The organism is Klebsiella sp. Ech2A (genome assembly GCF_030078455.1).
GTDB lineage: Bacteria > Pseudomonadota > Gammaproteobacteria > Enterobacterales > Enterobacteriaceae > Klebsiella > Klebsiella terrigena.
Genome location: NZ_JAQGFU010000140.1, coordinates 1 through 11,446 on the forward strand (window position 1 = coordinate 1; position 11,446 = coordinate 11,446).

The 11,446-nt window shown below is 56.2% G+C and carries 11 protein-coding genes and 1 pseudogene; 8 read left to right on the forward strand and 4 right to left on the reverse strand.

Going from position 1 to position 11,446, the window contains the following annotated elements; all coding sequences use genetic code 11:
* Positions 1-103 precede the first annotated feature (103 nt).
* From PFH44_RS19900 to PFH44_RS19910, 3 genes are all read right to left on the reverse strand, one after another.
* A complete protein-coding gene (locus tag PFH44_RS19900) occupies positions 104-1,561 on the reverse strand; it encodes a DASS family sodium-coupled anion symporter (protein WP_045855006.1) in 1,458 nt (485 codons plus the stop codon).
* Positions 1,562-1,659: 98 nt separating this feature from the next.
* On the reverse strand, positions 1,660-2,514 hold the full coding sequence (locus PFH44_RS19905) for an aldo/keto reductase (RefSeq protein ID WP_045855005.1): 855 nt from the start codon (positions 2,512-2,514) through the stop codon (positions 1,660-1,662).
* Between the two features lie 92 nt (positions 2,515-2,606).
* On the reverse strand, positions 2,607-3,353 hold the full coding sequence (locus tag PFH44_RS19910; RefSeq protein ID WP_283825914.1) for a MipA/OmpV family protein: 747 nt from the start codon (positions 3,351-3,353) through the stop codon (positions 2,607-2,609).
* Between the two features lie 429 nt (positions 3,354-3,782).
* Here PFH44_RS19910 and yeaG point away from each other — a divergent pair, with 429 nt between their 5' ends.
* Complete coding sequence (gene yeaG, locus PFH44_RS19915; RefSeq protein ID WP_045855003.1) at positions 3,783-5,717, forward strand: protein kinase YeaG; 1,935 nt, start codon at positions 3,783-3,785, stop codon at positions 5,715-5,717.
* A gap of 159 nt (positions 5,718-5,876) precedes the next feature.
* Positions 5,877-7,148: a YeaH/YhbH family protein gene (locus PFH44_RS19920; protein WP_045855002.1), complete on the forward strand. Its 1,272-nt coding sequence runs from the start codon at positions 5,877-5,879 to the stop codon at positions 7,146-7,148.
* A 125-nt stretch (positions 7,149-7,273) separates the two neighbouring features.
* Here PFH44_RS19920 and PFH44_RS19925 read toward each other — a convergent pair whose 3' ends face one another.
* Positions 7,274-7,591 carry a putative quinol monooxygenase gene (locus PFH44_RS19925; RefSeq protein WP_283825915.1) on the reverse strand — a complete coding sequence of 106 codons (318 nt, stop codon included), beginning with the start codon at positions 7,589-7,591 and terminating at the stop codon, positions 7,274-7,276.
* Between the two features lie 427 nt (positions 7,592-8,018).
* Between PFH44_RS19925 and PFH44_RS19930 the strand changes: the two genes are divergently transcribed.
* From PFH44_RS19930 to PFH44_RS19955, 6 genes and pseudogenes are all read left to right on the forward strand, one after another.
* Complete coding sequence (locus tag PFH44_RS19930) at positions 8,019-9,134, forward strand: 1-propanol dehydrogenase PduQ (protein ID WP_045855000.1); 1,116 nt, start codon at positions 8,019-8,021, stop codon at positions 9,132-9,134.
* Between the two features lie 125 nt (positions 9,135-9,259).
* The gene (pduL, locus tag PFH44_RS19935; protein WP_283825916.1) at positions 9,260-9,952 is read left to right on the forward strand and encodes a phosphate propanoyltransferase; all 693 of its coding nucleotides are present in this window, start codon (positions 9,260-9,262) and stop codon (positions 9,950-9,952) included.
* Entirely contained in the window at positions 9,945-10,175 is a 231-nt protein-coding gene (locus tag PFH44_RS19940; RefSeq protein ID WP_283825917.1) for a hypothetical protein, read from the forward strand. Before pduL ends, PFH44_RS19940 begins: the two co-directional genes overlap by 8 nt.
* A gap of 11 nt (positions 10,176-10,186) precedes the next feature.
* Positions 10,187-10,942: a hypothetical protein gene (locus tag PFH44_RS19945; protein ID WP_283825918.1), complete on the forward strand. Its 756-nt coding sequence runs from the start codon at positions 10,187-10,189 to the stop codon at positions 10,940-10,942.
* Positions 10,924-11,196 carry a EutN/CcmL family microcompartment protein gene (locus PFH44_RS19950; RefSeq protein ID WP_045854996.1) on the forward strand — a complete coding sequence of 91 codons (273 nt, stop codon included), beginning with the start codon at positions 10,924-10,926 and terminating at the stop codon, positions 11,194-11,196. The genes PFH44_RS19945 and PFH44_RS19950 overlap by 19 nt, the downstream gene beginning before the upstream one ends.
* 20 nt (positions 11,197-11,216) lie before the next feature.
* Positions 11,217-11,446, forward strand: a pseudogene (locus tag PFH44_RS19955) (hypothetical protein); the annotation flags it as partial.

Below are 11,446 nucleotides of genomic sequence, written 5' to 3' on the forward strand. Positions count from 1 at the left end.
GACTATTCGCGTCACGCGGCGCTAAGCCCGCCGCGCTGCCTGAACCACAGGCGCAGGATCAAAAACAGGGCGCAATCGCCCTGTTTTTTGAGGCGCTGTCGCGTTACCAGAACCCCACCAGCTTCATCCACGCGCCCCCCAGCACCAGCCAGATGAGAATAGACGCCACCGACACCACGAAACTGACGCCCCACCACTGACCCGCCGTGTTATAGCCGGAGCCAAACAGAGCGGGCCCCGGGCCGCCAGAGTACTGCGTCAGGCCCATCGACAGGTTAGAGGTATAGCCCAGCACCAGGGCGGCGAACAGCGGCGGTACGCCGACGGAGACGGCAACGGCCAGAAACGCCAGATACATCGCGGAAATATGCGCCATCGCCGAGGCGAAGAAGTAGCGGGTATAGAAATAGACCAGCACCAGCAGTAAAAACACCGTTATCCATGCAAAGTGGCCGACGTAGCCGACAATACGCTCAGATATCCAGCTAATCATACCGTATTTATTAAGCGCGTTAGCCATCATCACCAGCACGGCAAACCAGAACATCGTATCCCAGGCCGTTTTTTCTTCGATGATATTTTTCCACGACATGATATTGCTGACCAGCAGCACCATCAGCCCAATAAACGCGGAAAGGGTCGCGGGAATGGCAAAGAAAATGTCGCCCACCGTCCAGAGCAGGATCAGCAGGACAAAATCAAGCGCGAGGATTTTTTCCGCCAGCGACATCGGCCCCATTTTGCGCAGCTCTTCTCTGGCGATCGCCGGGATTTCCGGCGTTTTCTTCAGCTGCGGCGGATAAATAGCGTACAGCACCAGCGGCAGCAGGATCAGCGAGGCGATCCCCGGCACGATGGCGCCGACAAACCAGGTCGTCCAGGTGATTTCAATGCCCTGGCTTCTCGCCAGTTCGGCGATCAGCGGGTTACCCGCCATCGCCGTTAAAAACATCGTACAGACAATGGCGTCAATCTGAGAAACGCAGAGCATTAAAAAGGCGCCGGCTTTTCTGGCCGTCGCGCCGGGCTCCGACTGGTAGGCGGTGGCAATGGACTGCGTAATCGGATACATAATGCCGCCGCCCCTCGCCGATGCCGACGGAATGCCCGGCCCGAGGACCACGTCAGAGAGGGCCAGACCATAGGCGACGCCCAGCATGCTTGAGCCGCATTTGGAAATAAACCACAGCGCCACCCGCTTGCCCAGCCCGGTCTTAATCACCGCCCGGGAGATAAACATCGCGATACCAATCAACCAGATCGTACCGTTGGCAAAGCCGGACAGCGCCGCGACTTTGTCGCTTTTACCCGGCGAGAGAGGCGTGACGCCCAAAAACGCGGAGACGATCAGCGCGATCATCGTCACCGCCCCCATCGGCATCACCTTCAGAATGATGGCAAAGATCGTTGCGGTAAAAATAGCAAACATTTGCCATGCGTGAATGGCCAACCCATCGGGCGGAGGGGTAAACCAGATAAGTGCGCCGAACAGGATTGTCAGGGCGGCCTTCCAGAGGGGAAAAGCCAGCTTCACGTCCAGGGGTTTGTTAGGTTCAGTCATGTGATTCTCCTTTTTCTTTTATCTTTAGGAGGAGAAGCACGGCCGAGCATTGATATCCATCAACGAATCACGTAGATACCGTTACAAAATCAGCACCCTTACACCATATCTAAGGGCGTTTTGCGACCCGGCGCCGGAAAGGCCTTTTCCATCACCGCGATATCGTTCTCATCGAGCACCACCTCGAGAGCGGCAGCGTTCTCTTTGACGTGGGCTATACTCCCGGCTTTTGGGATCGCCATCACCCCTTTGTGGCTGATGATCCACGCCAGCAGGAGCTGCGCGACCGTGACGCCCTTTTCCCGCGCCAGGCCGTTGAGAGCGGGATGATTGATTAGACCATCGCGCAGGCGACCGGCCTGGGCCAGCGGGCTGTAGGCCATCACCGGCAGCTGCTGCTGCTGACACCACGGCAGCAGATCGTATTCAATGCCGCGCGATGCCAGATGGTACAGCACCTGGTTGGTCGCACAGCGTCTGCCGCCGGGCACCTGCCACAGCGCCTGCATATCGTCGGTATCGAAGTTGGAGACGCCCCAGCGGCGAATTTTGCCCTGAGCAACCAGCGCCTCCATCGCCTCAACGGTTTCGGCCAGCGGGAACTCCCCCGGCCAGTGCAGCAGATAGAGATCGAGATAATCACTTTTCAGGCGACGCAGGCTGGCTTCGCAGGCCTCGCGCATTTTGTGCCCGCCGGCGTGCCACGGATAGACTTTCGACACCAGCGTTACGCGGTCGCGCAGGCCGCGAATCGCCTCGCCCACCACCTCTTCCGCGCCTCCGTCGGCGTACATTTCGGCGGTATCGATAACCGTCAGCCCGAGCTCAACGCCCGCTCGCAGTGCAGCCGCTTCCTGTGAACGATGCGCGCTACTTTGCCCCATATACCAGGTTCCCTGCCCGATGGCGGGAACCGCCTGCTGGTCGCCGAAACGGCTCATTTTTACGCTCATCGCTACCTCTCGTTAGTTATTGCACCACCGTAATGCAAAACAGGGCGTGACGCCCTGTTTTGATGCACAGATATCTCTATAAAGATGCACAATCAGAAAGTGTAGGTGATCCCGGTAGAAATCAGGCCGCTCCAGGATTTGTCCACCATCGGGCTGTCGGTGATTTCGTCGGACAGGCGGGGGTAGCGCGCCGCGCCGTACACGCTCCAGTCGCCGAGGAAACGATAGTTGGCCGACAGTTCGAGATACGGGTTCCAGCTGCTATCCGGATCGTAGCTGCGCAGGCCGCTGCGCTCGGATTCGCGCTTCGAGACGCCGTAGTAGTATTCGTTCTGGTTGTCGCTGCTCCACTCCACGCCGATACCCGGCGTTAAGGTCAGGTTGCCGTTGGTATAGCGGTAGAGCCAGGCCATGTCCCAGGTAATGCCGTTGCTTTTATCCAGCGTGTCGCCAGCAAGGGTGGTGCGCAGGAAGCCATACTGGGTATTGTGCACGTAGGAGAGCCCGGCCATCATCGTCGATTTACGCCGATCCAGCCTGCGCAGCTGTTCGCTGTCGCTGTCGCCCGGCTTAAAGTACATCGGCGACCAGTAGGCGGTAACCGACAGCTTATCGCTCTCGTCATTCCATAAATAGTAACCACCGCCTAAGCCACGGAACCAAAAATTATCGCTCTCGTAGCTGATAGCCGGCACCGGGTAAACGTCGACGTCATATTGCTTATACGGGCTTTCGACGATACCCACGCCGGCCCCCAGCGTTAATTTCCCGTCGGCGTGTGCTGCTGAGACACAGGCCAAAAGACACACGCCTGGTGCCAGAGATTTGATCTTCTTCACAATCCATATTCCCGTTTGTCAAATAATCCGCGCAGGCAGTTTAGCGTCGTAGGCCTCATGCCTCAAATTCTTTACCCGTCATTACAAAAAATGACTCCCCCTCTCGTTTATACGCAAGCCCGGACCCGCAGCTTCATGACAACAGGATGAAGGCCCCTGGCAAGACGTGCGAAATCGCGACCTTTTTTGGGATGAGTTATTGATATGTCATTGAAATTGATTTTTCGCTGCATGCAAGTTTTCTAAATGCATCTACGCTTTAATTTAGAAGGCGTCATTGCAGGGCGCGTTATCTTAATCTCGTCGACAACCTGGCATAAGGGTTGCTGGAGAATCAGTAGACGTCGCGCTCTGCTTACCTCTTCCGGGAGCACCCACTATTCATATGAACGCTCTCAACTTGTGCTAAATACGAAAGGACGGCATGCCATGAATATATTCGATCACTATCGCCAGCGTTATGAAGCTGCCAAGGACGAAGAGTTCACACTGCAGGAGTTTCTTACCATCTGCCGGCAAGATCGCAGTGCTTATGCCAACGCGGCAGAAAGGCTACTGATGGCCATTGGTGAACCCGTCATGGTCGATACGGCCCTGGAGCCAAGGCTGTCCCGTCTCTTTTCAAACCGGGTTGTCGCACGCTATCCGGCATTTGAAGAGTTCTACGGTATGGAAGATGCCATCGAGCAGATCGTTTCTTATCTGAAGCATGCCGCGCAAGGTCTGGAAGAGAAGAAACAGATTCTGTATCTGCTGGGGCCGGTGGGCGGCGGTAAATCATCCCTTGCCGAGCGCCTGAAATCATTAATGCAGCGCGTACCGATTTACGTGCTGAGCGCCAACGGCGAGCGCAGCCCGGTGAACGACCATCCGCTGTGCCTGTTTAATCCGCAGGAAGATGCGCAGATCCTCGACAAGGAATATGGCGTACCGACCCGCTATCTCGGCACCATCATGTCGCCGTGGGCGGCCAAGCGCCTGCATGAGTTTGGCGGCGATATCACCAAATTCCGCGTCATTAAGGTGTGGCCGTCGATTCTGGAGCAGGTTGCCATCGCCAAAACTGAACCCGGCGATGAGAACAACCAGGATATCTCGGCCCTGGTCGGTAAGGTTGATATTCGCAAGCTCGAGCATTACGCGCAGAACGATCCGGATGCCTACGGCTACTCCGGCGCCCTGTGCCGCGCCAACCAGGGGATCATGGAATTCGTCGAGATGTTCAAAGCGCCGATTAAGGTGCTGCATCCGCTGCTGACCGCAACCCAGGAAGGCAACTATAACGGCACCGAAGGGATCTCCGCCCTGCCGTTTAACGGGATTATCCTCGCGCACTCGAACGAATCCGAGTGGGTGACCTTCCGTAACAACAAAAACAACGAGGCCTTCCTCGACCGCGTCTATATCGTCAAGGTGCCTTACTGCCTGCGCATTTCCGAAGAGATGCGCATCTATGAAAAACTGCTCAACAATAGCGAGCTGACCCATGCGCCGTGCGCCCCGGGCACTCTTGAAACGCTGTCGCGCTTCTCGATTCTGTCGCGCCTGAAAGAGCCGGAAAACTCGAGCATTTACTCCAAAATGCGCGTCTATGACGGTGAGAGCCTGAAAGATACCGACCCGAAAGCGAAATCCTACCAGGAGTATCGCGACTATGCCGGCGTCGATGAAGGCATGAACGGTCTCTCCACCCGCTTCGCCTTTAAAATACTGTCGCGGGTATTTAACTTCGATCACGCCGAGGTTGCCGCTAACCCGGTGCATCTGTTCTACGTCCTCGAACAGCAAATTGAGCGCGAGCAGTTCCCGCAGGAGCAGTCGGAGCGCTACCTCGAGTTCCTCAAAGGCTACCTGATCCCGAAATACGCCGAGTTTATCGGCAAAGAGATCCAGACCGCGTATCTCGAATCCTACTCCGAATACGGGCAGAACATTTTTGACCGTTACGTCACCTACGCGGATTTCTGGATTCAGGATCAGGAGTACCGCGATCCGGATACCGGGCAGCTGTTTGACCGCGAATCGCTGAACGCGGAGCTGGAAAAAATTGAAAAACCGGCGGGGATCAGCAACCCGAAAGACTTCCGTAACGAGATAGTCAACTTCGTGCTGCGCGCCAGAGCCAATAACAGCGGACGCAACCCGAACTGGACCAGCTACGAAAAACTGCGCACGGTTATTGAGAAGAAAATGTTCTCCAATACCGAAGAGCTGCTGCCGGTCATTTCGTTCAACGCCAAAACCTCAACCGACGAGCAGAAAAAGCACGACGACTTCGTCGACCGGATGATGGAGAAAGGCTATACCCGTAAGCAGGTACGTCTGCTGTGCGAATGGTATTTGCGGGTACGCAAATCGTCCTGACGTACGGCAAGTCCGCTCGCGGCGGGCCAGGAGATAGAGACCAGCAATTCGAGTTGCAGGGAGCCCCGGACCTTTACTCAGCTAAGCGTCCGGGGTAAGCAACGCAAATGCGGCTTGAAGTATGACGTGTATGGTTGGCAAATGCAGTACGGGGGGCATATGACCTGGTTTATAGACCGGCGCCTGAACGGAAAGAATAAAAGCGCGGTGAATCGCCAGCGCTTTTTGCGTCGCTACAAGGCGCAGATCAAACAGTCGATCTCCGAGGCTATCAACAAGCGCTCGGTGACCGATATTGAGAGCGGGGAATCCGTCTCTATTCCGACGGATGATATCAACGAACCGATGTTTCATCAGGGTCGCGGCGGCCTGCGCAATCGCGTGCATCCCGGCAACGACCATTTTGTGCAAAACGACCGTATTGAACGCCCGCAGGGCGGCGGAGGCGGCGGCGGTAGCGGCCAGGGGCAAGCCAGCGCCGACGGCGAAGGCGAAGATGGCTTTGTCTTTCAGATCTCCAAAGACGAGTATCTCGACCTGCTGTTTGAGGATCTCGCTCTGCCGAATCTGAAGAAAAACCAGCAGCGGCAGCTTACCGAGTTCAAGACGCATCGGGCGGGCTTTACCGCTAACGGCGTCCCGGCGAACATCAGCGTGGTGCGTTCGCTGCAAAACTCGCTGGCGCGACGGACCGCCATGACCGCCGGCAAGCGCCGCGAACTGCGCGCGCTGGAAGCGGATCTGGACGTCATTAGCAAAAGCGAGCCCGCGCAGCTGCTGGAAGAGGAGCGGCTGCGCCAGGAGATAGCCGAGCTGCGGGCGAAGATTGACCGCGTGCCGTTTATCGATACCTTCGATCTACGCTATAAGAACTACGAAAAACGGCCCGAGCCCTCCAGCCAGGCGGTGATGTTCTGCCTGATGGACGTTTCCGGCTCCATGGATCAGGTCACCAAAGATATGGCCAAACGTTTTTACATCCTGCTGTATCTGTTCCTCAGCCGGACCTATAAAAACGTCGAGGTGGTCTATATCCGCCACCATACCCAGGCAAAAGAGGTGGATGAGCACGAGTTTTTCTATTCGCAGGAAACCGGCGGCACTATCGTCTCCAGCGCGCTGAAGCTGATGGATGAAGTGGTTAAAGCGCGCTATGACCCGTCGCAGTGGAATATCTACGCCGCGCAGGCGTCGGACGGCGATAACTGGGCGGACGACTCGCCGCTGTGTCACGAGCTGCTGGCGAAGAACATCCTGCCGGTGGTGCGCTACTACAGCTACATTGAGATAACCCGCCGCGCCCACCAGACGCTATGGCGCGAATATGAACATCTGCAGACGACCTTTGAAAACTTCGCCATGCAGCATATACGCGACCAGGAAGATATCTACCCGGTGTTCCGCGAGCTGTTCCATAAGCAGGATGCGTAAATCTGTTGTTTCTCATAAAAAAATCAGCCAGTTAATGCTATTTTCTGGCTGATTTTTTCACCACTGCCGGAGAGCTATTCTCTCCTTGCCGCTGCGCTTCTTCCCGTTTCGCCATGCCCCTGCGCCTAAAATCGCCTCAGGCCATCCGTCGCCGGGTTCACCTGACCGTTCATCAGGATATATCGGGCATCTTCCCGCTTGTGCCGGTCGATCAACGGGACCAGCCGTCTGAAATGTTCGCTGGCACAGTGGGCGTCGAGGGCCGCATGGTCTGGCCACTCCTCGATAAAAATGAAATGTCCGGGATCCTTTTCATCAATATAGAGATCATAGGCGATGCACAGCGGCTCCAGCCTGGTTGCCGCGACCAGCTCCCGGTATAACGGCAGAACGGTTGCAACGCATTCGGGCTTGATAAAATCTTCGGCAATGACTTTTAGCATAGGCTCCTCTCGGTGAAAACGGATACGCAATCGTCCCGGGGATGGCCGGGACCTCAGCCGCACCTGGCCCGTTCCCGGTAGGGATATATCATTCCTTGCAGGAAGCAGCATAGCAACCCGTCACGACCAGAAAGACCATTTGAATCATTCAGGTGATGAAGATAAAAACGGGTAGCCAATACGCCTCTGATGGCTGAAGACATATGCCAAATGTTACCCGTTTTTCATCGCCGAGAAGGCTTTTTCCGCCCTAATTTCCCCCGCACTGTACTTTTTTGTCAGCCACCTGACACGACAACAACATAATCCTGCCTGTGCACAACCGCGGCTAGCCTCTTTTTTTGGCGCCTGTGACACCATCCAATCTCTTTTCATGCCCGGCGTTCGCATGTCGGTGCTCTGTATTAAGGGATAAGGTAGTCGAGAGATGGCGAGCTATTATTTTTCTATTCCAAAAGTCTATTTTGGCGAGAATGCCATTAAGGCATTGCGCCAGTTAGATCATAAAAAAGTGGGGATTGTTACTGACAGTTTTATGGCGACGTCGGGTAAAACTCGCTATCTGATTAGTGAAATGCCGCAGGCCTCCGTCTCTATTTTCAGCGACGTCAAACCCGATCCCAGCGTAGAGATCCTCCAGGCTGGCGCAGCCCAATTTAAAGCATTCAAGCCGGACGTCATTATTGCGCTGGGGGGCGGTTCATCGCTTGATGCTGCAAAAGGGATCAAAGCCACGCTGGAAGAGTATTTCCCGGGCCATGCGATTGCGCTTATTGCCATTCCCACCACCAGCGGCTCCGGTTCAGAAGTCACCTCCTACGCCATTATTTCCGACCCGCAAAACGGCCGAAAATATCCCCTGATTGCCGAGGAGCTGGTTCCTGATTACGCCATCCTGGACCCGCATCTGGTGCTGTCGGTTCCCCGCCAGGTGGCAGTCGATACCGGTATGGATGTGCTGACACACGCGATTGAAGCCCTGGTCTCCTCCGGGGCAAACGACTTTAGCGACGCGCTGGCGGAAAAAGCGATTGCGCTAACCTGGCAATACTTGCCCGATGTTTTTCGGGACGAGAAGGACATTCAGGCCCGCACGCATATGCACAATGCATCATGCATGGCCGGAATGGCGTTTAACTCCGCGGGACTGGGACTGGTGCACGGCATGGCGCACGCCATCGGCGGCATGCTGCATATACCGCACGGCAAGATTAACGCCATGCTGCTGCCCCTCGTGATTGACTGGAACGCTCGCCACGCCCCGCATGCGCTACCACGTTACCTGAAATGTGCCGCCATCATGGGTATTCCTGTCCGCACGCAGGAACAAGCCCTGAAGGCACTTATAGACGGTATTAGAGAGATTAATCACCGTTTTGGCATTCCCGCTACGTTACGTGAGCTGGGTATCGCTCTTACCGATTTCGAATCCTTACGCCAGCCGCTCATTAGCGCTGCGTTAGCCGATGGCTGCACCGCGTCAAATCCTTGTCAGCCCGGCGCCGCAGACGTGGATCGCCTGTTGACGCAAATTGCCGGGTAAATCTGGACAACTTTGTCCTTTGGTAACCGGACGGTCAAAAAAGTCCTGCGTGACGGCAAAAAGCGCAGCGCAGGACTGAATACTCTGGATATTGCATCCTTCACCATTTTCAGGTCGTTGACGTTATGAATGACAACCAGCAGCAAGCCGAATTGATTACTCAACAAATACTTCAGGAGCTCGCGGCCCGCGGAACCCAGTTCAGGCGCCCGGAATCACATAGTCCGCAGAGACTGGAAATCCCCGTCGGTATTTCCAATCGCCATGTACACCTCAGTCGGGAAGACATGGATGCCCTGTTCGGCTACGGCTCTACCCTCACTCGCATGAAAGCGGTAAAGCAACCCGGTCAGTTTGCCGCGGAAGAGACCGTGACCCTGCGCGGTCCCAAAGGTGAATTAACCAAAGTCCGCGTGCTTGGCCCGCTGCGCGGCGCCACCCAAATTGAAATTTCTGTTTCCGATGGTTTCGTTCTCGGCGTGAAAGCCCCCGTCAGGATGTCAGGCGATCTGCAGGACTCGCCCGGCATTGACATCATCGGACCACGAGGACGCGTCACCAAAACGGGCGGCGCCATTGTCGCATGGCGACACATTCATATTTCGCGCGCCGAAGCGGAACAATACGGTCTGCGCGACGGGGAGGAGATTGATGTCCGCATTGATGGCCATCGCGGCGGCATTCTGAGCCATGTTGTCGTGCGCGTGAGCGCCGATGCCGTTCTGGAAATGCATATCGACGTGGAAGAGGCCAACGGCTTTGGCTTACGTAACGGCGATTGCGTTAAGCGCGTACTGACGGAATGCCATTATGGCTGACAGCCCTGAAGTCCGGCGCTTACAGGACCTGGCAGAAAAAATGGCCCATCCTGTGGCCGGACGGCTGGCGCAATATCCGTTGGACGTTATCTATCTGGTCGGCGGCGCAAGTCGCTTCCATCAGTTTGCGGATGTCTTTCGCAAAACCACTGGCAAACGGGTGATTCAGGCGACGCACCCGCTTTTGGTCACCCCGCCTGGCGTCGCGATGCACAGCCGCTAAGAAGGAAAACGATGGACTCGCAACGACTCTCATACCTGGTCGACACCATGATTGAGGACATTCTGGAACAACGTAGATTGCGCCTGCAGACGCGTAGCAAGGTGATGTACGCGATCTTAAGCGGGGAAGATCTTACGACTCTGCCCGCGACCCTGGAGTGTCTTAGCGCCCTGCACCACGGCGGCTATTTACTGGTCATGGTGTTTTCCCACAGCGCCAGACAATCATCCCTGCAATCCTCCTGCCTTGAAGCGCTGGCCCAACGTGGCATTGATGTGATGTGCGCGGGTCAGGAGGAGCCGCCGGTGGCTGAACTCTGCGGCGACCTCTATTTTCCGGCGCTCTCCACCAATAGCCTGAGCAAAATCGCGCTGGGTATCCGCGATAACCTGGTATGTCGATGGGCGTTTTATGCGCTCAGCATGCAGATAAAAGCCATCGTAACGCTCAACGCCGAATGCCAGCCCGACAAAAACGGTTCACTACCGCAGGCATTCCGCACGCGCCTTGCGCACTATGCCGGCACGCTTGTGGAATATGGCTTCACCGTGATCGGCCAGCGCGCTGTGGGTCAAGAGCCAACGCCATCGGCCAACGCCCATAGGCAGCTGGTCACGCTCAGCGACGTACGCCGGTATCAGCACGGTCAGACGCTGCATATTGGCCATCGCACGCTCATTACCCCCGCAGCCCGCGATGAAATCCGCGACCGCGGCCTCGTTATTGTCCAACGTCACCAGGAGGACGCATGTATCTGGCAAAGGTAACCGGTGCATTAGTTTCAACCACCAAACACGCTTCGCTGAATGGCGCAAAATTGCTGATTGTCGCTCGCCTGGATGAACACTATCACCCCACGGGCACCGCGCAGGTTGCGGTGGACTTTGTCGGCGCAGGTAATGGGGAAACGGTGATCGTGACGACAGGCAGCTCCGCGCGCATGAGCACCAGTAAAGAGCATTCCGTCATTGATGCTGCGGTGGTCGGCATTGTCGACTCGCTCGATCTTAACGGCCAGTAGCGTCCACCTGAGGAAAAACCATGCTTCCTGAACCCAACAGCGATCTGGAATACCGTATTAATGCGGCCATTGCGCGTCAGCTATCGCCGCGTCACCTCTCCCTGAGCCTGACGGACGCCGCGCTGCTGGCGAAGTATGCCATCGATGCCGCAGATGAGGCCAACGTCCCCATCGTTTTCAGCCTGGTGGATGCCTGCGGTCAGCAGCGCTACTTCTTTAGCATGGAACGCGCTGCTCGGCAGTCACCCGC

Bases quoted from the DNA above. Each gene is read 5' to 3' on its own strand.
- PFH44_RS19925 (WP_283825915.1), bottom strand. From the start codon at position 7,591: ATGCTAAAAGTCATTGCCGAAGATTTTATCAAGCCCGAATGCGTTGCA.
- PFH44_RS19940 (WP_283825917.1), top strand. From the start codon at position 9,945: ATGGCTGACAGCCCTGAAGTCCGGCGCTTACAGGACCTGGCAGAAAAA.
- PFH44_RS19950 (WP_045854996.1), top strand. From the start codon at position 10,924: ATGTATCTGGCAAAGGTAACCGGTGCATTAGTTTCAACCACCAAACAC.
- PFH44_RS19930 (WP_045855000.1), top strand. From the start codon at position 8,019: ATGGCGAGCTATTATTTTTCTATTCCAAAAGTCTATTTTGGCGAGAAT.
- PFH44_RS19920 (WP_045855002.1), top strand. From the start codon at position 5,877: ATGACCTGGTTTATAGACCGGCGCCTGAACGGAAAGAATAAAAGCGCG.
- PFH44_RS19905 (WP_045855005.1), bottom strand. From the start codon at position 2,514: ATGAGCGTAAAAATGAGCCGTTTCGGCGACCAGCAGGCGGTTCCCGCC.
- pduL (WP_283825916.1), top strand. From the start codon at position 9,260: ATGAATGACAACCAGCAGCAAGCCGAATTGATTACTCAACAAATACTT.
- PFH44_RS19945 (WP_283825918.1), top strand. From the start codon at position 10,187: ATGGACTCGCAACGACTCTCATACCTGGTCGACACCATGATTGAGGAC.
- yeaG (WP_045855003.1), top strand. From the start codon at position 3,783: ATGAATATATTCGATCACTATCGCCAGCGTTATGAAGCTGCCAAGGAC.
- PFH44_RS19900 (WP_045855006.1), bottom strand. From the start codon at position 1,561: ATGACTGAACCTAACAAACCCCTGGACGTGAAGCTGGCTTTTCCCCTC.